Origin of the sequence: Clostridium sp. 1001283B150225_161107_B6 (genome assembly GCF_015556325.1) — a bacterium.
In the GTDB taxonomy this organism is placed as follows: domain Bacteria; phylum Bacillota; class Clostridia; order Lachnospirales; family Lachnospiraceae; genus Enterocloster.
Genome location: NZ_JADNMD010000006.1, coordinates 81095 through 103909 on the forward strand (window position 1 = coordinate 81095; position 22815 = coordinate 103909).

The window sequence follows — 22815 nt, forward strand, 5'->3', positions numbered from 1 at the left end:
ATAAATATCATATAATTTTAATTTATATGATATTTAGTTCCATATTTTTTATTTGTTATTGCATTTACAATATATTTATGATAAGTTAGCAATGAGATGATTTATTATGCATTTTCACGAGGGGGTGATGCCATGCGTTCATCTAATGAAGCAGTGTCGCAGAGAAGGGATAAGATTTTAGATTATATATCAACAACAGGGAGAACCTCGACCGAGCTTGTAGCAAAAGAGTTCGGGGTGTCTGTCATGACTGCACGCAGAGACCTGTTATATCTCATGGAGAAACGGCTAATCAGCAAGTCTTCCTCTGGTCTATTCAAAGTAGATAACAATACCGTGTTTATGAAAGACTTTAACTTCCGGCTCAAACACCATCTGCCGGAAAAGCAGGCCATTGCCAGGGAATGTCTGAAATTAATTAAGGATGGGGATTTAATTGGTACGGACGCGAGTACAAGCGTTCTGATGCTCTGCAAGATGCTTCCCCCGGAATACAAGCTGACCTTGGTAACCCTGAGCCAGGTTCTTCCCATCGTAATGGAAAACCATCCAAATGCAACCGTGGTATCTACTGGCGGAATCAGTCTTAAGGGGCATGCATCCTATGTTGGCTCCATAGCCATATCCACCTTATCCACCTTTCATTTTGACAAAAGCTTTCTTTCTACCAGTGCATTTGATCCTGCCCTGGGATTATGCGATTATTCAGAAGAATTGAACAACAAGTCCAAGCTAATTGAGCAATCCAATGAAAGCTACCTGTTATGCGACAGCTCTAAATTTGAGAAGAAGTCTCTCCATTACCTGTTCATCCCCGCTAACATAACAGCAATCATTACCGACTGGAAAATCTCCCAGGAGAAGCTGGATAACCTTCGCCGTCACAATTACCATGTGATTGTGGCCCCAGAACTATAGAAAAATGGATTAAAGTCTGCTATACTATATCAATGTGTTAAAACTGTACAACTATGAGGAGATTTACCGAACCATGAAAAAAGCAGCTAAATTCGCACTGATAAAAACCATTCCCATTTTTCTGGGCTACATATTCCTGGGAATCGCCTTTGGACTCCTGTTGCAGAAATCCGGTTTAGGCGTGTTCTGGGCCTTTCTCATCAGTACCCTGGTCTATGCAGGTTCCATGCAGTTTGCCCTGGTTGGCATTCTCACCGGCGGCTTAAGCTATGTGACCACGGCCGTCATGACCCTGTTCATCAACAGCCGCCATGCATTTTACGGCCTGACCTTCATCCAGCGTTTCAAGGAAATGAAAAAAACCTATCCTTACATGGTATTTTCCCTGACAGATGAAACGTATTCCCTGTTGTGTTCCATGGCCCGTCCATCTGATTTTACGGACAGGGAATGGAAGGCGGCCACGTTTTTTACCGCACTTTTTGACCAGTGCTACTGGGTAGCCGGGTCAGTTCTGGGCGCTCTTATGGGTGAGCTCATTACCTTTGACACCACGGGCATTGATTTTGCCATGACCGCCCTGTTCGTGGTCATCTGTGTGGACCAGTGGAAAGCAGCCAGGACCCATATACCGGCTGTCACAGGTTTTATATGCGGTGCCCTGTTCCTGGTGCTTATCCGTTCTTCCAATTTCATCCTGCCCGCCCTGGCAGCTGCCGTAGCCATCCTGCTGTTCCTGCGCAGGAACGTGGAACAGAAAATGGAGGAGGATTAAACCATGATTCATTCAAATTACGTACTGATTACCATCCTAATCTGCGCCCTGTGCACCCAGGTTACCCGCTGGCTTCCCTTCCTGCTCTTTGGCGGCAAAAAGGAGGTGCCCAAGCTGGTCCGCTATCTGGGAACCATTCTCCCGGCAGCCATCATGGCCGTGCTGGTGGTCTACTGCCTGAAAGGAATCACACCCCTGGCCTACCCCTACGGACTGCCGGAGCTTATATCCGTCGGTGTGGTGGTGGGACTCCACCTCTGGAAGAAAAATACCCTGGCCAGCATTGCGCTGGGGACAGTGTGCTATATGCTGCTGGTGCAGATGGTTTTTTAGCAGGCACACGCCGGAGTTCTGACAATACACCTATGGATTTCTGACGGCAGCATCCAACTGCCCGGATATCCATCCCGCAACAAGACATATTAAAAAGCCTATCCACTCTGCATTGAAGTGAATAGGCTTTTCTGCATGGTCTTTTCCCATACAATCAACTGTTTGTCTCTTCCATGTTCCCATTTCCAGGGCCGGCTTTGTTCCCGTCCTCATGGCTGCCCTCATTCCCGTCATCCAATACAGGCCGGATACTTCCGTCCTTCACCAGGCCGATGAAAACCAGCACCAGCTCCGGGTCAAACTGTGTGCCCGCGCCCCGCTCCAGCTCATTTACTGCAAATTCCACAGACATGCTGGGCTTATAGCTGCGCTTGGATACCATGGCGTCAAAGGAATCCGCTATACACAGGATTCTGGCGGCCAGAGGAATATCCTTCCCCGCAATACGCCTGGGGTATCCCCTTCCGTCATACCGCTCATGGTGGCCCAGAACCGCGGGAATAACGTAATCCATGGAGGGAAGATGGCGTATGATTTCAACGGATGCCTCCACATGCCGTTTCATGGTACTGTACTCCTCGTCCGTCAGTTTTCCGGTCTTGTTCAGGATGTTTTCCGGTATCCCTATTTTTCCAATATCATGGAGCAGGGCTGATTCCTTCAGTATCTCCTGGTACTCCTCGCTGGTTTTCAGGGCCTGTCCCATGGCATGGGCATAGTAGGCCACATTTTTGGAATGCTGGAATGTATAGTGGTCCTTTGCATCAATGGCAGCTGTCAGGGCATAGATGGTTGGCGCATATTCAGAATACATGCTCCGGTGCTTCTTAGCCAGCCCCTCATCCGTGTCCCTCACCCCGATGATTCCGTCTGAGTACACCCGGATTCCATTCTTCCCGGAACGCTTCACATGGTATACGGCGCAGTCTGCATTGGATATCAGCTCGTTCATGGACGCTGCCGCATACGGCGCCGCGCAGATTCCGCAGCTGACAGTCAGTGGTTTTAAGTACGTATCCGTACAGTCCAGGTTCATGTTCTGAATCTGCCTTGAAATGTTCTCCGCCAGATTCTGGGCTGAATAGATATCATAATCCGGCAGGACAACAGCAAACTCCTTGCCGCTGTAGCGTCCGCAGTATCCATTGTCCCCCACGGTTCCCTGTATGATGCGCGCTATATGCACCAGGGCCTTATCCCCCTCATGATTGCCGTAAAGCTGGTTGTACAGCTTAAAATCATCCACATTGAAAATAACCAGGGCCAGGGAGGTGCGCCTGCATTTTTCGTAACTCTCCTCCAGGGTCTCGCAGAAATACTTCCTGTTTAAAAGTCCGGTGAGCTCGTCTGTCCTGGCTTCCTCATATGCCTTTTCATAGAGCCTGGAGTTCTTCACCGCAATGGAGCTTACTGATTCAATGGAGTTAAGGAATATAATGTCCTCCTCGGAATATCCCCTGGCCCGCATCTTCCCGCGCTTCTCCTTGCCTCCCATAAGCACCAGGCCCGCCAGGTCATCCCCATCCTTAAGAGGCAGGATGCACTCAATCTTAAGGACCTCCATCTGGTATTTTTCTTCCTCCCACATGGACTTGTATTCCACGGTCCTGCGGAAGTCCTTAAGCAGCAGGCAGGAATCATGGCTTTTTAGCCAGTTGATAAGGGGTGCGCTGCCTGCCAGGGAAAAATTTTTGTCATCCAGGGGACTGCTGCTGAACACTGCCGGATAATTCCCCTGAGAATCCTTGATGCAGATATAAATCTTCCTTGTGTGCAGGGAACTTCCTATGACGTTCACCAGAGCATTGAGGATTTCAGTCAGCCTGAGGGACTGGGACACAATAGCCGTGTATTCGCTGAGCCGCTCTGTCTGGCTCACCTCCTCCTTGATAAAAATCCGGTCAAAAAATCCCTTGGCCACAATGTAAATCAGCAGTGTGACCATCATGGTCATGGTGGCCACAATCATGACGCTGAACGGCGCCAGCATCGGTATATCCTGGCGGATGATGCCGTCCAGGGTCTGGGCCACATTGTAAAAAGCCAGAGCGCTTACCGCCATGGCAATGATGTAGCAGTTGCCTCTGGATACCAAAAGGGTCATGCGGAACACATGCCTGGAATAAAGCGTATAAAACATTACCCCTGCATTCAGCACTCCTGACAGGATATCAATGGGAAATCCATTGAACAGCGGCACAGCCATATTGCCTGCAAAAAGCAGAAAGATGCCTGACAGCAGCGGAACCACCTTGGCCCTCAGCGCCCTGTTTTTCCGGCTGTTCCAAATAATGGCCGCCGTATGTATGATAACCAGAAAACAGAGTCCGTATATGATGCTGGCGCGCCAGTTCATATGGTAGACAAACACAGCATTAGCCCCGTTCCACTCAATCATGGGCGGCCGGACCAGGTTTCTGGTCCATATATTGTAGAGATTCACCAGCAGGATAAGAACCATCCACATCCTGTGGGAACTTTTCGCCTTATGGCCGCAGAAATCCCTGATAAAACAGAAAAATGCATACGGAACCAGACAGATTCCCGCCAGGGAAAGATGGAACCACAGCTCATAGGACGGCCAGGCCCTAAGCCTCATCAAAAGGGAGCCGCCGGTCCACAGAATCATGGCGCCCAGCACAGCAATAAAGTCACGAATCAGCCGTGACTTCTTAGCCGACATAAAAGCCAGCATAAGAAAGGTATAGAAATATAAAGCTGTTATGGATATAAAAACATAGCTTCTCATACAATCAGTATCTCCTGCGCCCGTCAAAGGTTGCCTGTATCTTTAACATTTCCTGTATATCATGGATGGATGGGTTAATATGCCTCAGTGTCTTTCCTGTCTTTTCCCGGTAGGATGCAAAGGTACCGCACCGCAGGATGGTTATCTCCAGGGGGTCCATCCCCAGAATCCGCTTCAGGTCATGGTAATCCTGGTCCACATATTTAAAATAGATGGTTAAATGTTCCTTCAGAAGTTCCCGGCTCACAGCCCGGTTTACCACACAGCCAGGCGCCAGCTCCACGTACATGTGAAGATAGGGCCTCCCCCTGTCCTCCGTAAACTCCTTTAATGCTGCCCAGTCCGTCACATCGATTCCCGACAGGCTGATGACATTCTCAATGGAATTTTCCGAAATCCTTGTAAAGCCGGCAATATCAATGATATCCGGCACCCGGTCTATGTACTCAAACCTGGGAATCCGGGTTTCATCCTCCTTGCTGGAGAGCCCCAGGCATCGGTAGACATCCCCTACCCTGTACCGGGCAAACGCCCCGCCCTTCAGCACAGTGAGAACAATCTCATATACCTCCCCGGCTGCCACCTCGTCCATGCATATGGTCCTGGGAATATAGGAGGGGTCGTCCAGATTCTTATACATTTCCGTCTCCGGTATGAATTCATAGAAACATGCATCCGGAAAAAAATACAGTCCGTTGCGGTTCCAAGTCTCTGTCCCGATGAAGCTGGGTTCTGTCCCTGCAAACACTTCCACCGGCCTGATGCCCCACAGCTCCTCCAGGTCATCTTTATAACAGCGGTTATCTGTTCCCGCACACAGAAATCCCTTTAGTTTGAACAGGTCCTTGGGCATCAGCCCCCGGCCTTCCCTCTCACACCTTTTCTTAGCCTTAAGGTAGCGCAGTGTCATGGAAGGGGGTATGGTAAACATTTTTTTCAGGGTGGACCCGCCCTTCCTGCCGTTCTCAGACAGGCTGGCTATGCTCATGCTCACAAAATAGGCCACGCTGCCCATGCCGAAAAAGAAATCAATTCCCTTCCCCAGCCCCATCTTAAATCCTTTTTTATTCCGCTCGGAAAACGTCATGTTCACAGCCTCGTCCACCGGAGGCAGGAACTCTATGTGGAGTTCATCCGACAATCCCAGGGGAATCAGGCCCGTGATATAGGGCAGCGGCGCCAGTCCATACAGAAATGTATCGCCGATTCCGATATCAAAGTTCCCCCTTCCCTTGCTGGTGGCCATCATCAGACAGGTCAGGATATTATTCTTATAAGTCTTCAGCATGCCGCTGGTATAGGGAGCCACCTTGATGGGATGCTTTCCTCCCTCCCAGGTGGTCTGTATCCATATGATTGGTTTATCAGGAAGCATGTCCTCCTTCTTCAAAAGAAGGACATCCGCATAATCCTCATAGGTGGTCAGCGGAACCATGGCCCGGAACTCATCTATGTTCTCCGGCCTCTTATCCTTTAGAATCTTCTTTCCAAGAGGGCTGGCGCACCACAGCCCAATCTGCTCCTCCAAAAGCCTTCTCTGGATTTTCATATAAGACGCCATATCCAGGTCCAGAAAACCGCAGTATTCCTGCCATATCCTGTCATATTCCTGATTGGTCAGTTTTTCCTCAAATGTCATGCCAATTCACCGCCTTTTCCACAGTCTGGGTAGTAAAAATGGTACCTGTTCCTGGTAATCCCTGTAGTCAGAAAACTCCTCTACAAATATAAGCCTGTCCTGATACCAGGCATACAGAAGGTTCAGAAAAGAAAGACAAAGACTGAGCATCACCCGGTTTGGATTTCCGGTGGACAGGCCCATGCAGAAAAAGCAGCCGAAAAACCACCAAATACCCGGATGACGGCACCAGCCATACATACCGGAACGGCAGACCTTGTGCCGGTCCGCCTCCTGACAGTAAGTACTGTCAAAGGGCAATGCAAAATACAGTGTATAAATCAGCATTGCCAGAAAAAATGCCCCCGGAAGGAGCCATACAGACGGTTCCTTAATCCCCGGTGAAACACTGGTATATACCATCCTTCCTCCCACCGCAGCCAGCAGCAGGTTCCCTGCTGCAAACAATGGAGCAAACCAATTCTTTTTCAGAAAAACCCGGTTCCAGTCATATAGGAAAAACATCCCAAAGGCCCCTATCCCAAAGACCCAATCCAGCATCTATATCCCCCCTGCCCGATAAAAAAGGGAGTCCGTACTCTTCATAAATCCAGACTCCCAGCCGTATCTAAAATAAATCCTCCCATCTGTTGTCAACCTTTGGGAAATTATGTAATGTATCATGTAAATAGTAACTATTTGCCGAATAGAATAGATTTTACCATAAATATACCGAAAAAGGAAGGGATTTGACCGGATATTATTTATCTTTTCTCATAAATTATTAGGTTATTTTGTAATCATCCAAAATTTGTTGTTTTTTAGGTACAATTATCCTCCCCTCGCCTGTTTATAAATACTCGGGGGTGGATTGGCATCAGAGAACCTGATTGCAAAAGCACTATAATCTAAGTGTCTACAAGTGTCTGCAGCCTGTTTGATACAAAAAAAATGGAAACCACTGTAAAATCAATGGTTTCCACTCTTTTCTGAAAGCTGCTGACGGGAATCGGACCCGTGACCTCCGCACTACCAATGCGACGCTCTACCGACTGAGCCACAGCAGCTTATCCTGTTTTGGTATCGCTCACGCGAACCTTGTATATATTATCATGCCCCTATGGTTTTGTCAACAATAATTTTCAAATTTTTCAAAACAATTCTTTCCGGCACACATGAAGGACCGCGCCTTTATACCGGTCCTTCATGCTCTCAGTCATCAGAAAATCCCGTCATACCCTTCCCGCAGCGTATCACAGGAGCGTCCCAGCTTTTCCAGCTCCTCTGGCGTCAGGGACAGGGGCAGAACCCTCTGCACCCCGTTCTGGTTTATGATACAGGGTACGCCGGCGAATACGTCCATCTGGCCGTACTCCCCCCGCAGCATGGCGGATACGGTAAGCACGCTGTGCTCATCTCCCAGAATGGCCTTGGTTATTCTGGTCAGAGCCATGCCGATGCCGTAATAGGTGGCATTCTTGGCCTCTATGATTTTGTAGGCAGCGGTACGCACCTCTTCCTCAATTTCATCAAACCGTTTCCGGCTTACTGCTTCCCCATTTTCCCCGCATAGTTCCAGTATGGGCTTGGTGGCCAGCAGCGCCTGGCTCCAGGGCACGAACTCGCTGTCCCCGTGCTCTCCCATAACATAGGCGTGGACGTTCCTGGGATCTGCCTTCAGATAGTCGCCTAACAGGTATCTTAGCCTGGCCGTGTCCAGGGCGGTTCCTGTTCCCAGCACCCGTCTCGGATTAAAGCCTGACAGGGTGCAGGTAATTCTGGTCATGATGTCAACCGGGTTGGTTGCCACCAGGAACAAACCATTGAATCCCGATGAGGTAACAGGCTCAATGATGGAACGGAACACCTCTGCATTCCTTTTCAGAAGGTCCAGACGGGTCTCCCCCTGCTTCTGGGCCACTCCGGCGCAGATGACCACGATATCCGCATCCCTGCAGTCATCGTACTCCCCTGCATATATGGTCATGCTGGAATTGGCAAATGCCAGGCCGTGGTTTAAATCCATGGCCTCCCCCTCAGCCCTTTTCTTGTTTACGTCTATAAGCACCAGCTCATCACATACCGACTGATTCAAAAGACAGTAGGCATAGCTCATGCCCACCATTCCAGTTCCTACGATTACCACTTTCCTCTTGTCTGCTCTCACGTGCTGCTCCTTTCCCGCTGTCCCGGTCTGCTGTTCATATCCATAGTATATCTGTAAAACCTGTGTCTTATTCCCACTGGTTTAACAGCCAGTTTTTCCGGGACTTCCATCCGGCTCTCCGGTTACCTGGCCAGCTTCTTTTCCATGAGCTCGCTGTTGCTGCTGTAAGCCACGGCATTTTCACGGGAAATCACACCGTCGCGGTATAATTTTATAAGGCTGTTATCCATGGATATCATGCCTTCCTCCTGGGAGGTGGCAATGATTCCGTCTATCTGGTGAATCTTGGATTCACGAATCATATTGCGGATTGCATTGTTTAAAAACATGATTTCAAAGGCTGGCTGCACACCGCCGTCCACAGTTGGTATGAGCTGCTGGGATATGACTGCATCCAGCACCATGGCCAGCTGGGTCCTTATCTGCTGCTGCTGATTGGGAGGAAACGCATCAATGACACGGTCAATGGTATTGGCTGCGCCAACAGTATGCAGAGTGGAAAGTATCAGATGGCCTGTCTCCGCCGCTGTCATGGCTATGCTGATGGTTTCATAATCCCTCATCTCTCCCAGCAGGATAACATCCGGCGCCTGGCGCAGGGATGCCCTCAGGCCGGTGACATAGCTGTCCGTATCCGTGACAATCTCCCTCTGGGTTACCACGCTCTGTTTATGCCTGTGCAGGTATTCAATGGGGTCCTCCAATGTGATGACATGGGCGTTCCTGGTGCTGTTGATTTCGTCGATGATACAGGCCAGGGTGGTGCTTTTGCCGCTGCCTGCCGGTCCGGTCACCAGGACCATCCCCTTGGTAAGCCTGGATACGCCGATGATGCTCTCCGGCAAATGGAGCTGGCCCGCATCCGGCAGTTCAAAACGCACCACCCGGATGATTCCTGCCAGGGAGCCTCTCTGGCGGAACACACTGGCCCTGAAACGGGAAACACCCGGGATGGCAAAGGAAAAATCATCATCGCCGTGGGACTGGACCTTTTCCATGCCGCGGTTCTTTGCCAGGCCGTATATCTCCGTAATCATCTTGTCCATCTCGTCGGGCATGATTCGGTTATCACCCTGATAGATAATCCGGCCGCCAATCTTATAGGAGAAGGGCATGCCTGGAATAAGAAATATGTCGGCCGCATTCTGCTCCACGGCCGATGTAAGCAATTCCATCACATTCATCTGTTTTGCTCCTTTTGCCTCTGTTTTATTCCTGGGATGGGGCTGCTCCGCCCCACACAGGCATTGAATTATCTATTTCATACTCATCACTGGCATATACATACCATGATTTTATATCGTAATGCTGTTCCCCGCACATAAGGACCAGTTCAATGTGCAGGGACTGTCCCCTGTCCATGGGGATGTCCGTGGAAATAAGGCCGGTCTCCCTGTCATAGAGGTCCCCCAGCCTGTCCTTGATATCCAGGCTGCACTGGGTGGAATCCTTTCCCTCACCCATTTCCTCTGTCAGGACCTGGTCCACTTCCTTAAGCCACTGCTGCCCGCTGCTGTCCGCCTGGTAATATGCCCGGACCGCGTCCCCGTTGCGTTTGGCAAGCTTTAAATCACCCTGGGCACTGCTTAAGGACAGCAGTCCGAAGGTAGCCATGCACAGAACGATGAAAATAAGAATCAGGGACGATGCCCCTATATTCACTTTATTCCTGGATGCCTCTCCTGCCATCTGTCTTTCCTTTCCCGTGTTTCATACTTTCCCGCCCTGCCGGCTGCCGTGTATTTTGTATTCTATACACTGCTGCCGGCTGCATATGTCTCTGTCTGCAGGCGGTAGAGCAGCTTTCCCTTATCAGCGTCTCTTCCATAACGCATGATAAGTATGTCAGCCCGCTTCATGCCGTCCACTGTTCCTGTGTATATGACGCCCAGAAAAGCCGGTTCACTGCCTGCCTCTGTTTCCTCCCAGCTGCTGTCCCAGTACATGGTATGTATGCCGTCGTAGCCTTCACTTTTAACCAGCTCCTGGTTCCATTCAGACTGCTCCTGGTTTTCACCATCAGCAGATGCCAGGTGTTCCCATATATTCCGGTCCGGCAGCATTTCTGACCACGTAAGGGTCTGTCCCGCCTTTAGCTCCTCGGCCAGGCTCTGGGCTTTTAGCACCGCCTGATTCATGTCCCTGGCATCTTTGCTAATGCTGTCAGCCTTTACAAATACCAGAACACATATACTGGCGCAGATAATGAAGAACCCAACCACCGCCAGCATTTCCATTAAAAATGGCCCCGAACCGGACCCGCTTTTCCTATTCATCCGTCTCAAGTCCTCCGCTCCGCAGGGAAAGCTCCAGGCTTCCGCCGCCCTCTCCCACGGTCTCTATATGCAGCAGCCTTCCGTCCTTTAAAAGCTCCAGGCCCTGGCATTCCAGAATCTCCAGTCCGTCTGCAAGTCCCAGGCCGCTGGATGTGTCCGTAAACAATTCCCGGATACTCCCATTGTCCCAGTAAATCCATGTGACGTATTCCGATTCCCCTATCTCCTGTTTCATCTCCAGCACCTGGGTCCCGTCCACATCCACCACATTCACCATCCCGGCCCGGTCTCCCTGGCGCACCTTGTTGGCAATGTAGCTCAACGCTGTGTTGCCTGTATAATTGGCGTCGCTGCGCACATTGATATTTTCATATACCCGGCTTCCAATCAGCACTGTGAAAAGGGCACACAGCACAAATACCAGAAACAGCAGCATGGTAAAAAGCACGCTAACGGCATTTCCCTTCTTGTCTGTCTTCCGATTCATACTGTATGCCCCCTACTCTTCTATGGGTATGATGGTAATCTCAGGCATCACATTGGATGCAAAGCCATCGTAAAACACATTGTATTTCTTCCTGTTAATCTGGACCCCATAGTTCTCCTCCAGATATTCCACGCTGGGCGGATAACGGCCCTCAATGGCATAACACTGGACCGAAGCCCTTGTCACTGCCTTTCTGAGCGTATCCTCTTCCCTTGCGCCTGTTCTGCCTGAAAAATTCAGCACGGCCACCGCAAATACAACCACCAGGGCAGCCATTGCCGCCAGCGACAGTATGTATCCCAGCGCCTGATTCTTCTCTCTTTTCTGAGACTTAACCTTCATCTGCTGCCTCCTAACTGTTATCCGATAGCGGACAATACGCCCACCAGAGGAAGCATGACAGACAGAAGGACCAGTCCCACGGATATGGCCAGGACCGCCACAATGGTGGGTTCAAATCTGGCAATCATATCGTCGATGGCAGTATCAGCCATTTCCTCATAATCCTGTGATATCTCATCCATGACGCTGTCCAGATGGCCGCTTCTGGTTCCCACCTTAATCATCTGCACATAAAAGCCTGAAAACAGGCCCGTGTCCTTCATGGCCTGATAATAGCTCTCACCCAGCTGAAGCTGCTCCGAGCATTTCCCGATACGGACTGCCACGCTTTCGTTTTCCACCAGCTCTTTTGCCAGGTCCATGCCCTTTTCCAGCTCCATACCGCTCTTCAGGGTCAGGGCCAGCACCGCGGTAAAACGGCGGTTGGCAACTGCCAGGGCAATCTTGCTGCGGCTCTTTACAAAATTAACAAACCTCTCCACCACGGCAAACCGTTTGCCGAATTTGGAAGCTGTCCAGATTCCGCACAGCGCCAGGGCCAGCACCGCCCCGGCAATAAGGGCAGCGCCGCTGAACCAGCCGCCCAGCCGAATGGCTGAGGCTGCCACGGGAGGCATCTGCGCCCCCAGCTGCTCGTATACCTTGTTAAATACAGGCATTACCTTGGAAAACAGCACAAAGAGAACCACCAGAAGCATTACCACCATCATCACCGGATATGTAACTGCATTCTTTATGGCCCGCAGGAGCCGGTATTCCTTTTCATAATAATCGGACAGTGACTTCATCATCTGGTCCATGGTGCCTGTCTGCTGGCCCAGCTTGGCCATTCGCACCACATAGGCCGGAAATACGCCTGTATCCTCCATGACCTTGAAGAAGGGGTCTCCCAGCTCCACGCCCTCTGCCATGTACAACAGCATATCCTTCTCACCCTGCACAGCCGCATCCTCCGCCATGATGGACAATCCTTCCTCCAGCGGAACAGCCGCTTCCAGCAGCAGGGATATCTGCAGGCAGAAGGCCGACAGCTCCTCATAGGAATACCGGTAATACGCCTCTCCCTTTTTCGCCATCTCATTGCCTCCCCTTAATAGCTGTATTTTGCCCTGTAATTAGAGCCGTTTCCAATGTACTGCATGATTTCCTGGCTCTGGCCGCTGGAGGACGCAAATGTGGGGTCCATCAGCTTCCAGCTGTTGCCGTCAAAATAAATGATATTGTCAACCCATCCCTGGCCTTCCAGATATACATTAATCCATGCATGATATAGATTTCCCGTATAGCCCACCACCAGCTTGGTGGGAATGTCCTGGGACCTGAGCATGGCTGTCATGAGGGCCGCATAGTCAAAACAAATACCCTTTTTCTGCGCCAGCACCACATCCACGTTGGGCAGATAGCCGGACTGGACCGAACTGGCCTTGGCCGTATCATAGGTGACATTGTTGATTACATAATTATATACGTTTGACACCACTTCCAGCTGGTCCGTTGCGCTGGCAGCCACCGCTGCACCGGTCTGCACCGCTGCGCTGGCAGCATTGAAATTTACATACTGGTTGGGATACAGGAATGGTCCGAACTGATTGCTTATGCTGGCATCCACATTCTGGCTGAATGCCTGGGAATACTGGTTTCCCTGTATATTTTCAAACACCTTTACCGAATAGCTGCCGCTGCCCTCTGACAGCGGAAACACCTCATATACGCCGCTGCTGCTTAAATCATATGTATATGTCTCGGAACCGCTTTTTGTTATCTGCACCTTAATCTTGCCGACGCTTCCCGTATACTTTACCATGATATAGCCCTCTGACACATTGGACGCGTCCAGGGTGGCCTTATCGTTACTGAATGTAGTGACACCGGAAGCAATGGGAGTCAGTACATGGCTTCCGGCAGGCTTTGTGTAGGCCAGGGCCGTCACCGGCCCCTGGATGCTGCTGACGGCAAAAAAAGCCGCTGCCGCTGCTGCCGCAAGCTTTACAACAGGTTTATATGCTGTCTTCATAACATTATCACTCCTTTAACTCTAAAAGGACTATACCTCCAGGCGCTGCCTTACAATCTCATAGGCCAGCACGCCTGCCGCAACCGATGCATTCAGGGAATCAATATCCCCCTTCATGGGAATGGAAGCAACCATATCACAGTGCTCGCGCACAAGCTTACCGACTCCTTCCCCTTCATTTCCCACCACAAGTCCGATGGAACCTTTCAGGTTCATCTTATACATGAGTTCCCCGCCCATGTCCGCGCAGACAAACCACATACCCTTTTTCTTCAAATCTTCCATGGTGGCAGTCAGATTTGTAACCTTTGCCACCGGCGTATAGTTTAATGCCCCTGCCGATGTTTTTGCCACTGTGGCGGTCAGCCCCACGGCGCGGCGTTTGGGAATAATGACCCCGTGGGCCCCTGCCAGGTTGGCTGTACGGATAATGGCTCCCAGGTTATGAGGGTCCTCTATGCCGTCCAGCAGTATGAGAAAGGGGGGCTCTCCCTTTTCCTCCGCTGCTTTCAGCATATCTTCCACCTCAGCGTACTCATAGGCGGCGGCATAGGCAATGACACCCTGATGCTTTCCTGTCTCAGATATCTGGTCCAGCCTTTCCTTTGGCACGTAGTTGATAATGGTGTCATATTTCCTGGCTTCCCTCAGGATGGTACGCACCGGACCGTCCTGGCAGCCGTCCAGTACAAACAGCTTGTCGATGGTCTTGCCGGACCTGAATGCCTCCAGCACAGCATTGCGCCCCTCTATGGTCAGTTCTTCGTATCTCATGTCTTATCTCCTTCCGGGTCCGGCATCCTGCCCAGTTTTTCAAGTCCCTGGCTTATCAGATATACCAGCCTGTTGTATTCCTGCCTCAGGAACAGCCATCCCACCAGGGCTTCCATCCCTGTGGCCATGCGGTAATCAATGACAGATGCATTCTTGGCCGATGTGGCTGATTTCGTATTGCGTCCCCGCTTAAACACAGCGTGCTCCTCCTGGGTAAGCATGTCCTCAATGGCCTTTATGAGCGCTGCCTGCGTCCCGGCCTTTACAAGCTCTGAGCTCTGCTTATGCATTTTATTTACCTGCATGCTGCCCCGGTTTATCACCTTGGTCCGTATGATGACCTCATACACCGAATCTCCAATATAGGCCAGAACCAGTGGCGAGTAAGAATTCTCATCCACTGGTTCAAGCCTCATGCACTGTCTATAATATGTGAGAAATTCCTGAATGGTTACACTCTCTTCCACTTGACGCCCTCTCTGGTATCCTCTAATACAATTCCCATATCCAGAAGCTTTCCGCGGATTTCATCCGCCAGCGCAAAGTTCTTCTCTTTTCTGGCCTGCTGTCTGGCTGCAATCATCTCTTCAATCTCACTGTCCAGCACTTCTTCCTTTTTCTCCGTGATAATGCCCAGGACATCGCACAGCTCTTCTATCATTGTCCTCATATAGGAAACAAATTCCCTGGTGCTGGATTCATCTGCCGTTGTATTGGCCAGCTTCACCAGTTCGAAAATGGCGGAAATAGCGTCTGCGGTGTTGAAGTCATCGTCCATGGCTTCCTCGTATTTGCCGCGCAGCTTATCTGCCTCTTTTGCATTCCCCTGCTCTGCAGCAGTCTCAGGGCTGTCCGGCGCCTTTGCCTCCAGGTCCTTCAGTTTCCCCACGCAGGTCAGGATACGCTCCAGACCATTCTTGGATGCTTCCATCAGGTCGGCGCTGAAGTTAAGGGGACTGCGGTAATGGGCGCTGAGCATGAAGAAACGCAGTACCTGCAAATCGTATTTTTCGCTGATTTCCCTTACCGTGAAGAAATTGCCCAGGGATTTGGACATTTTCTTATTATCAATATTCAGGAATGCATTGTGCATCCAGTATGTGGCAAAGTTCTTGTCGTTGGCGCACTCACTCTGGGCAATCTCATTCTCATGGTGAGGGAATATCAAATCCTCGCCCCCTGCATGGATATCAATCTGCTCACCCAGATAGCGTTTGGACATGACGGAGCACTCTATATGCCAGCCGGGACGTCCGTCGCACCATGGAGACTCCCAGAAAGGCTCCCCTTCCTTTTTTGGCTTCCAGAGCACGAAATCGTTGGGGTCTTCCTTTCCCTCCTCTCCGGTAACCTTAATTTCACGGAAACCGGACTGGAGCTCATCCAGGTTCTTATGGGACAGCTTTCCGTATTCTTTAAAGGAACCGGTCCTGAAGTAAACGGTTCCGTCTCCGGCCACATAGGCATGGTTTTTGTCGATGAGGGTCTGTATCATCTCCAGCATGCCGCAGATTTCCTGGGTTGCCTGCGGATGGACCGTGGCAGGCTTTACGTTCATGGCCGCCATATCCTTTTTGCACTCCTCAATGTACCGGCGCGATACGGTATCAGCGTCCACGCCTTCCTCAATTGCCTTCTTGATAATTTTGTCATCCACATCCGTAAAATTGGACACGTAGCGCACATCGTATCCCTTATACTCAAAATACCTGCGCACCGTATCAAATACAATCATGGGCCTGGCGTTTCCTATATGGATGAAATTATACACCGTAGGGCCGCAGACGTACATCTTGACCTCTCCCGGGGTCAGGGGAACGAATTCCTCTTTTTTTCTGCTCAGTGTGTTAAATATCTTCATACTCTTATTCTCCTCAAATGAATCTCTTACAGCATGTGCAAAGCATGCCTCGGTCAGCTGTGTCAGAACGTTATCCCTTATTATTCTCCATTCGCCCGGCCGCAGCCAGGACAGCCGCCGCAGCCGCTTTCCATTATCTTACTATCATAGCAGTAATCTGCTGTTTCCGTCAATAAGGTAATTGCCTGGGAAGAGATTCCTTCGCCGGTTCCCGTAAACCCAAGCCCTTCCTCCGTGGTGGCCTTGACGCTTACCCTGGACACGTCCAGATGGAGGGCGTCTGCTATGTTGGCTGCCATCTGAGGCCTGTATGGCGCCAGTTTGGGGCGCTGGGCTATGATGGTGGCGTCGATGTTCTCAACCACGTAGCCTTTCTCATCCAGAAGTTCCCCTACCTTCTTTAACAGTTCTATGCTGGAAATACCTTTATATGCCGGGTCAGTGTCCGGGAAATGCTGTCCGATATCTCCCAGGGCAGCTGCCCCTAACAGGGCGTCCATGACCGCATGGACCAGTACGTCCGCATCGGAATGGCCCAAAAGGCCCTTTTCATATGGGATGCTGACGCCGCCCAGGATTAGGCCGCGTCCCTGTACTAATTTGTGAACATCGTATCCTTGTCCGATTCTCATAGTGTCTCCTTGTATTGTGGGTTGATTTTTTGGCTGGCGTCCGCCATGCACACCGCGATTCCGCTGCGCACACCGCGATTCCGCCATGCACACCGCGATTCCGCTGCGCTGCATCGCGGTGTCGGGCTTCGCCCTATAAAATAAGCCATAAGGAAATCTTCTTATGTGCAAGCACAACGAAGATTTCCTTCTGCCTTATTTTGCATGACTCATTGCCTGCGTCATATCATCATTCTTACTTTTCTGGCTATGCAGCTGGCTTGGATGTCGGTCTGGAAGCCGCAGCTTTCGCCGTCTGCATGGACGGGCAGCGCTGCTTCTGTGTGGATGGATACTTCCCTGCATTCATAGCTCCTGACGCCTTTGGGCCGCCGCCTTCTTCCTATGAAGGCTGACAGCAGAACCGGAATCAGCTTTGTCCGGGTGCCGTGGCTCATGACGCAGATGTTTAATTTTCCATCGCTTCCGTCTGCCCTGGGGGCGAAGAGGAAACCGCCGCCCTCTGAGGGTTGTATATGACAGGAAATAAATAGGATATTGTTGAACTCTACCTTCTTCACCCCGTCTAATAAAATATATCCTTTGCAGGATTTGCATTTGAAAAACTGGTGTATGCCTATGAGTATATAAGAAAGTTTCCCCATACCGAAACGATTTAAACGCTGACGGCATCTGGAAGACAGGGCATCCTGGCAGACGGCTGCGTCAAAACCGATTCCGGCGCTGACCAGAAAACGGCGGTGGGATATCTCCTGATTTCCATAGGTAAGGACCCCGTAATCAATCATGGTGAAATGCCGGGGAGCCAGCTGTTTCTTAAGGCACTTCATGGTGCGGCCGGGCATGCGGAGGCTCCTGGCCAGGTCGTTGCCGGAACCGGCCGGGATATAGCCCAGACTTAAAGGCCCATGGAAAGAAACACCGTCCAGAACCTCGTTCATGGTTCCGTCCCCGCCCACGGCAATAATGTATCTGGGCTCATCATAGCTGTCCGTCAGCAGCCTGGCCGCAGACCTTGCATCCCCGACGCCTTCTGTCAGGAAAACTTCGTATTCAATATTATGGCTGTCCATATAACGGGCCATGGCTTTCCAGATTCTAAAGCCTCTGCCTGAACCTGCTTTGGGATTTACAATGAAGTTATACATGAAGGATTCTGGTCGTCCTTTCTAATATTTTACTCTGCCTTAAATTATAGCATAATCCCCTATAAAACACTAAGAAAATTTCTATAAAAAAAGTTGTAAAAAAAGTCTTGACAATTACCACAATTTATCATATACTGTACAGGCAGTCGCGAGTGAGACACAAACGGCGGCAGGATATGGGGTCTTAGCTCAGCTGGGAGAGCATCTGCCTTACAAGCAGAGGGTCACAGGTTCGAGCCCTGTAGGCCCCACTATCTACCAAACTAAATATGGCGGAATAGCTCAGTTGGCTAGAGCACACGGTTCATACCCGTGGTGTCGAGAGTTCAAGTCTCCCTTCCGCTACTTGAGAAGCTTTGGATTGTCAAGGCTTCTTTTATTTTGCCGCCGGGTATTTGCCTGCAGGGCGTGTTTATACGTCCAAAATCCACCAGGGAGGACATCAGTATCATGGAAAAGGAACAGATATTTCAGAGAAATGCAGGTTTTTTTGCATTTTTCCTAAGCGGTATATGTGCCATCAGCAGCGGCGTGGTCGTAAGCATTCTGCAGGAGACATACGGCTTTGCGTACGGCATGACAGGGACACTGCTGTCCCTTATGAGCATAGGCAATCTTCTGGCCGGGTTTGCCTCAGGTATGCTGCCTGCAAAAATCGGCACCAAGAAAACCGTGGTGCTCCTGACAGCCGGCTACGGGGCCGGATATCTTATGATGGGTTTTTCCGGCTGGACACTGGTGCTCATGCTGGGCTTTTTCCTGGTGGGTGTCGCCAAGGGAAGCACCATCAATACCTGCACCATCCTGGTGGCGGATAACTCCGGCGACCGTACGAAGGGTATGAACATCATGCACAGCTGTTACGCCCTGGGCGCACTGCTGTGCCCCTTCTTCATCGGAGCCGCCATGAAGGCCGGAAACGCCGTCCCCATGCTGGTGCTGGCAGCCTGCGGTTTCCTGCTGTGGCTGACCTTTTGTGTGACTCCTGCCGAAACAACAGCCATGAAAAAGGACGGGAATTCAGATAAACGTTTCCTCAAAAGCAGGAAATTCTGGCTGCTCACCGGTCTTCTGTTCTGCCAGAACGCGGCGGAAACCAGTGTGACCGGCTGGATGGTTACATATTTCAAAGGAAACGGCATCATATCAGGTTCCCTCAGCCCCTACACCGTGACCGTGATGTGGGGCGCCACCCTGATTGCACGCCTGCTCATAGCATTTGTGATTCCCATCAAAAACAGCTATTCAGCCATGATTAAGATGGGGATTGGCTGTATCGTCTTCTACCTGGGCCTGATGATGGCCGGAACCCAGACCGCTGCCATTCTCCTGCTGTTCGCCTTTGCATTTGCCATGGCAGGTATGAATCCCACTGCCGTGGCCAGTGCAGGCCGCATGACCAGCGCGGCCAGCATGGGAATCATGCTCCCGGCGGCCAGCAGCGGCGCCATCATCATGCCCTGGATTATCGGCATGGTGGCTGAACATGCAGGCATTGAAATTGGAATGGCTTCCAATATCATCCCCTGCGCAGGCATGCTGTTATTCAGCGTGGCTGTGAAACGTTTGAAAGAATAGGAGCGCCGAAGCAATGCTCTACGATAAGGATATACGGGAGCCTCTCTTTGATTTTCTGGAGGAAATGTACGGAAAAATGCGTATTCTGGAAGAAAAACAGATGGGGAAATCCAGGGCCGACATCGTTATGGTCCTGCCGGACCTGGTAGCTGGTATTGAAATCAAAAGTGATGCCGACACCTATGCCCGGCTGAAACGCCAGGTAAAGGACTATGACCAGTTTTACGACAAAAATTATGTGGTGGCCGGTTCTTCCCACGCCCTGCACATCGGGGAACATGTGCCTGAATGGTGGGGAATCATCACAGTGGAGCAGGTGGCCGGAAAAGCAGACTTTTACCTGCTCCGGGAAGCCCGGCCAAATCCCTTGGTAAAGCTGAAGAAAAAGCTCAGTATCCTGTGGCGCCCGGAACTGGCTCATATCCAGGAACTGAACAGCATGCCAAGGTATAAGGAAAAGAGCAAGCTCTTTGTCATTGATAAAATAGCGGAAAAGATACCCGGAGATATACTGTCAGGGCAGATAAGCGAAGTCCTGTTTGAACGGGATTATAATGAAATCGAGAATGTGATACGGGAGTTTAAGCAGACACAGACCTCAGCTGCAGGAAAGCGGCGCACCCGGAGAATCCGGAAGGGCAGGCGTTCATGATACGCCTGCCCTTCTCCTATTCCGCCCTGCCATCCAGATAATCCAGTATCTCCCGGGCATTGGTATCCGGCTTTGCCTTTTCAAACACCGTTTCAATGACGCCGTCCTCATCGATGACATAGGTGCTTCTCACCACCCCCATGGAAACCTTGCCGTAGAGCTTTTTCTCCTTCCACACGTCGTATGCCTGAATCACTGTAAGCTCCGGGTCAGACAGGAGGATAAAGGGCAGCTCATGCTTGGAGGCAAAATTGGCATGGGACTTTTCGCTGTCCCTGCTGACGCCTATGACCTCCACATTCCTCTGCTTAAATCCAATGTATGCCCCGGCAAAGGCACACGCCTCCCTGGTGCATCCCGGCGTATTATCCTTTGGATAGAAATACAGAACCACCTTCTGTCCGCGGAAAGAAGATAAGCTCACTTCCTTTCCGTCCTTATCTTTTAATGTAAAATCCGGCGCCTTTGTTCCTGCACTTAACATATCTTGTTTCCTCCTTGAGCAATCGGCCGGGTACTTTGTTTCAATCTCCGCCTGTTTTGATAAACGTCCATGAAAAACACCGGCCCATAAGATTATATTATTGCAGGTATCCGCACTTGTCAAGGACTCCCCGGCGCCGCACACCTTCTAACGCATTATGATTTCCTTAAATCTGCTGACAAACTCCTCTGCTTTAATGTCCTTTGCGCACATCACATTCTGCCTTATGTTTCCCACGCCAATCTTCCAGGTGTTAAAGGTAGTGCCTCTGGTATGCTGCCCATGCAGCTCCACATGGATGTCTTCCCCCTGATAGGTAATAAGGTCCTTATCATACACAGCGAACATTGCCATGGGGTCATGCAGGAAGGTATGGCGTCCCCGGTTCTCATAATAGCACATCAACAGGTCTGCCAGCAGTTCCACCTCCGGCTTATTGCTGTTTCGCATCAGGGATACCAATTCGTCATTTACCTGGCACCTGGTGGTCACATCCAGCCCAATGGCCCGGATGGGAACGCCGGAGGAATAGACAATATGGGCTGCTTCCGGGTCGCACAGAATGTTCCACTCATTGTAGTGCATGTAATATGCCCCGCCCATCATTACGATTTCCTTGATTTTTCCTTTGATTTCCGGATGGCTGCAGAGCAGGACCCCGATATTGGTCAGGGGGCCTATGGTGACCAGGGTTATATCTCCCTCTGATTCAGCCAGGCTTCTGCGCAGATATTCCACCCCATCCATGTCCTTCCGGTACTCCAGTTTCTCCATGCCCTCCAAAAGCTGTATGGGTACCGCCTCCACATCAGCCTCTGCCACCAGCGGACGGCCTATTCCCGCATATACCGGTATGTCGGTCCTGCCCATTAACTGCAGAAGCCTTACCGCAATCTGCGCCCTGGCTGCCGTGTTTCTGAATACGGTGGTGATTCCCAAAACCTCCAGCTCCTCTGACTTGAGCGCAAGACAGATGGCCAGCGCGTCATCCGCGTCATCCCCTATATCCGTATCAATGATTATCTTAATCTTATCCATCCGATTCTCCTTCTGCTCTGTTCTCATTCTATCCTGTTTTCCTTTTATCCTATTTCCCATTTACCCCGGCATCAGCTCCTTACAGCCGCAACACGGTATTCCCTTTATTCCTTCATGCCCGATGTGCTGATTCCCATTTTATAGTATTTCTGCAGCGGAAAGAAAAACATCAGCGGCAGCACTGTGGTGACCACGGAAGCAGCAAATATTTCCCCCCACAGCGTTCCGTTCTCCTGCTGGAATACGGACAGGGCCACCTGCACCACACGCACCTCCGGAGCATTGGCCGCAATCAGGGGCCATACAAAGGACTGCCATTGATAGAAGAAAATAAGCAGTCCCGCGCTTACCATAATGGGCTTGGTCAGCGGTATATATATTCTCGTAAACACAGCCAGCCAGCTGGCTCCGTCTATCCTGGCCGACTCAGCCAGGCTGTCCGGTATTTCTTCAAATGCATTTTTAAACAAAAATATGTACGTACCGTTGGCAACAGCCGGAAGTATCAGCGCACTCTTGGTATTCAGCATATTAAGCTGATGGCACAGGGAATACAGCGGTATGGCAATGGCCTCAAAGGGTATCATCATGGTAAGTATGACCATGAGGAACAGTATATTCTTCCCCCTGAACCTGAATTTGGCAAATGCAAACCCTGCCAGCGCATTGAGGGCCAGCCCCAGGACAACGGTCACGGCGCATACCACCACGGTATTAATCAGAGGCTTCATAAACTCATAATCAATGAACAGACTCCGAAAGGATTCCAGGGATATCTGTCTCGGAATGAACGTTGCCAGTGAAAACGGTGAAGCGTACTTAAATATCTCCTCGCTGGGCCTGATGGATGACATAAACGAGAAAAATACAGGCAGTACAAGAAACACGGCATAAAACAGCATCAGTCCATACTGCACGGTGCCAAACAGCACATGCCTGACGGTCCGTTTTTTCATATTGTTTTCCTCC

The 22815-nt window shown here is 50.6% G+C and carries 25 protein-coding genes and 3 tRNA genes; 7 read left to right on the forward strand and 21 right to left on the reverse strand.

Going from position 1 to position 22815, the window contains the following annotated elements:
- Positions 1 to 132 precede the first annotated feature (132 nt).
- From I2H39_RS15355 to I2H39_RS15365, 3 genes are all read left to right on the forward strand, one after another.
- Entirely contained in the window at positions 133 to 918 is a 786-nt protein-coding gene (locus I2H39_RS15355) for a DeoR/GlpR family DNA-binding transcription regulator (RefSeq protein ID WP_195626914.1), read from the forward strand.
- A gap of 73 nt (positions 919 to 991) precedes the next feature.
- The gene (locus I2H39_RS15360) at positions 992 to 1693 is read left to right on the forward strand and encodes an AzlC family ABC transporter permease (protein ID WP_195626915.1); all 702 of its coding nucleotides are present in this window, start codon (positions 992 to 994) and stop codon (positions 1691 to 1693) included.
- 3 nt (positions 1694 to 1696) lie between these two features.
- A complete protein-coding gene (locus I2H39_RS15365) occupies positions 1697 to 2026 on the forward strand; it encodes a branched-chain amino acid transporter permease (protein ID WP_195626916.1) in 330 nt (109 codons plus the stop codon).
- Between the two features lie 30 nt (positions 2027 to 2056).
- Here I2H39_RS15365 and I2H39_RS28875 read toward each other — a convergent pair whose 3' ends face one another.
- The 18 genes from I2H39_RS28875 to I2H39_RS15450 all read right to left on the reverse strand — a co-directional run bounded on the left by I2H39_RS28875 (position 2057) and on the right by I2H39_RS15450 (position 18094).
- Positions 2057 to 2209 carry a hypothetical protein gene (locus I2H39_RS28875; RefSeq protein WP_207746829.1) on the reverse strand — a complete coding sequence of 51 codons (153 nt, stop codon included), beginning with the start codon at positions 2207 to 2209 and terminating at the stop codon, positions 2057 to 2059.
- The gene (locus I2H39_RS15370) at positions 2181 to 4775 is read right to left on the reverse strand and encodes an HD domain-containing phosphohydrolase (protein ID WP_227146698.1); all 2595 of its coding nucleotides are present in this window, start codon (positions 4773 to 4775) and stop codon (positions 2181 to 2183) included. Before I2H39_RS15370 ends, I2H39_RS28875 begins: the two co-directional genes overlap by 29 nt.
- Positions 4776 to 4779: 4 nt before the next feature.
- Positions 4780 to 6414 carry a GH3 auxin-responsive promoter family protein gene (locus tag I2H39_RS15375; RefSeq protein ID WP_195626917.1) on the reverse strand — a complete coding sequence of 545 codons (1635 nt, stop codon included), beginning with the start codon at positions 6412 to 6414 and terminating at the stop codon, positions 4780 to 4782.
- Between the two features lie 6 nt (positions 6415 to 6420).
- On the reverse strand, positions 6421 to 6954 hold the full coding sequence (locus I2H39_RS15380) for a methyltransferase (protein ID WP_138309293.1): 534 nt from the start codon (positions 6952 to 6954) through the stop codon (positions 6421 to 6423).
- Positions 6955 to 7387: 433 nt separating this feature from the next.
- Positions 7388 to 7460: transfer RNA gene (locus I2H39_RS15385), tRNA-Thr, on the reverse strand.
- A 152-nt stretch (positions 7461 to 7612) separates the two neighbouring features.
- Positions 7613 to 8560: an L-lactate dehydrogenase gene (locus I2H39_RS15390; RefSeq protein ID WP_195626918.1), complete on the reverse strand. Its 948-nt coding sequence runs from the start codon at positions 8558 to 8560 to the stop codon at positions 7613 to 7615.
- A gap of 122 nt (positions 8561 to 8682) precedes the next feature.
- On the reverse strand, positions 8683 to 9744 hold the full coding sequence (locus I2H39_RS15395; RefSeq protein ID WP_138309295.1) for a PilT/PilU family type 4a pilus ATPase: 1062 nt from the start codon (positions 9742 to 9744) through the stop codon (positions 8683 to 8685).
- 25 nt (positions 9745 to 9769) lie between these two features.
- Complete coding sequence (locus I2H39_RS15400) at positions 9770 to 10249, reverse strand: hypothetical protein (protein WP_138309296.1); 480 nt, start codon at positions 10247 to 10249, stop codon at positions 9770 to 9772.
- Positions 10250 to 10311: 62 nt separating this feature from the next.
- A complete protein-coding gene (locus I2H39_RS15405; RefSeq protein WP_195626919.1) occupies positions 10312 to 10836 on the reverse strand; it encodes a hypothetical protein in 525 nt (174 codons plus the stop codon).
- On the reverse strand, positions 10829 to 11323 hold the full coding sequence (locus tag I2H39_RS15410; RefSeq protein WP_195626920.1) for a DUF4860 domain-containing protein: 495 nt from the start codon (positions 11321 to 11323) through the stop codon (positions 10829 to 10831). The genes I2H39_RS15405 and I2H39_RS15410 overlap by 8 nt, the downstream gene beginning before the upstream one ends.
- A 12-nt stretch (positions 11324 to 11335) precedes the next feature.
- The gene (locus I2H39_RS15415; protein WP_138309299.1) at positions 11336 to 11665 is read right to left on the reverse strand and encodes a hypothetical protein; all 330 of its coding nucleotides are present in this window, start codon (positions 11663 to 11665) and stop codon (positions 11336 to 11338) included.
- A gap of 17 nt (positions 11666 to 11682) precedes the next feature.
- Complete coding sequence (locus tag I2H39_RS15420; protein ID WP_195626921.1) at positions 11683 to 12741, reverse strand: type II secretion system F family protein; 1059 nt, start codon at positions 12739 to 12741, stop codon at positions 11683 to 11685.
- 14 nt (positions 12742 to 12755) lie between these two features.
- Positions 12756 to 13679 (reverse strand): transglutaminase-like domain-containing protein, encoded by a 924-nt coding sequence (locus tag I2H39_RS15425; RefSeq protein ID WP_138309301.1) that lies wholly within the window; start codon positions 13677 to 13679, stop codon positions 12756 to 12758.
- Positions 13680 to 13709: 30 nt separating this feature from the next.
- On the reverse strand, positions 13710 to 14453 hold the full coding sequence (gene rlmB / locus I2H39_RS15430) for a 23S rRNA (guanosine(2251)-2'-O)-methyltransferase RlmB (protein WP_138309302.1): 744 nt from the start codon (positions 14451 to 14453) through the stop codon (positions 13710 to 13712).
- Positions 14450 to 14869 carry a ribonuclease III domain-containing protein gene (locus tag I2H39_RS15435; RefSeq protein WP_207746830.1) on the reverse strand — a complete coding sequence of 140 codons (420 nt, stop codon included), beginning with the start codon at positions 14867 to 14869 and terminating at the stop codon, positions 14450 to 14452. Before I2H39_RS15435 ends, rlmB begins: the two co-directional genes overlap by 4 nt.
- Positions 14870 to 14904: 35 nt before the next feature.
- Positions 14905 to 16314 (reverse strand): cysteine--tRNA ligase, encoded by a 1410-nt coding sequence (gene cysS, locus I2H39_RS15440; protein ID WP_138309304.1) that lies wholly within the window; start codon positions 16312 to 16314, stop codon positions 14905 to 14907.
- A gap of 80 nt (positions 16315 to 16394) precedes the next feature.
- Positions 16395 to 16946, reverse strand: a complete 552-nt coding sequence (ispF, locus tag I2H39_RS15445; RefSeq protein WP_138309305.1) for a 2-C-methyl-D-erythritol 2,4-cyclodiphosphate synthase — start codon at positions 16944 to 16946, stop codon at positions 16395 to 16397.
- 221 nt (positions 16947 to 17167) lie between these two features.
- Positions 17168 to 18094: a diacylglycerol kinase family protein gene (locus tag I2H39_RS15450; RefSeq protein ID WP_138309306.1), complete on the reverse strand. Its 927-nt coding sequence runs from the start codon at positions 18092 to 18094 to the stop codon at positions 17168 to 17170.
- A 178-nt stretch (positions 18095 to 18272) separates the two neighbouring features.
- On the opposite strand from I2H39_RS15450, the gene I2H39_RS15455 reads away from it, so the two are divergent.
- The 4 genes from I2H39_RS15455 to I2H39_RS15470 all read left to right on the forward strand — a co-directional run bounded on the left by I2H39_RS15455 (position 18273) and on the right by I2H39_RS15470 (position 20324).
- Positions 18273 to 18345, forward strand: a tRNA-Val gene (locus tag I2H39_RS15455).
- A gap of 20 nt (positions 18346 to 18365) precedes the next feature.
- Positions 18366 to 18439: transfer RNA gene (locus I2H39_RS15460), tRNA-Met, on the forward strand.
- Between the two features lie 105 nt (positions 18440 to 18544).
- The gene (locus I2H39_RS15465) at positions 18545 to 19672 is read left to right on the forward strand and encodes an MFS transporter (protein ID WP_138309307.1); all 1128 of its coding nucleotides are present in this window, start codon (positions 18545 to 18547) and stop codon (positions 19670 to 19672) included.
- Positions 19673 to 19685: 13 nt separating this feature from the next.
- Positions 19686 to 20324, forward strand: a complete 639-nt coding sequence (locus I2H39_RS15470; RefSeq protein ID WP_138309308.1) for a sce7726 family protein — start codon at positions 19686 to 19688, stop codon at positions 20322 to 20324.
- Between the two features lie 16 nt (positions 20325 to 20340).
- Here the strand turns inward: I2H39_RS15470 and bcp are convergent, their stop codons facing one another.
- From bcp to I2H39_RS15485, 3 genes are all read right to left on the reverse strand, one after another.
- The gene (gene bcp / locus I2H39_RS15475) at positions 20341 to 20808 is read right to left on the reverse strand and encodes a thioredoxin-dependent thiol peroxidase (RefSeq protein ID WP_138309309.1); all 468 of its coding nucleotides are present in this window, start codon (positions 20806 to 20808) and stop codon (positions 20341 to 20343) included.
- Between the two features lie 147 nt (positions 20809 to 20955).
- Positions 20956 to 21873, reverse strand: coding sequence for a nucleoside hydrolase (locus I2H39_RS15480; RefSeq protein WP_240305332.1), 918 nt, complete (start codon positions 21871 to 21873; stop codon positions 20956 to 20958).
- Positions 21874 to 21950: 77 nt separating this feature from the next.
- Complete coding sequence (locus I2H39_RS15485; RefSeq protein WP_138309311.1) at positions 21951 to 22802, reverse strand: carbohydrate ABC transporter permease; 852 nt, start codon at positions 22800 to 22802, stop codon at positions 21951 to 21953.
- Positions 22803 to 22815: the final 13 nt, after the last annotated feature.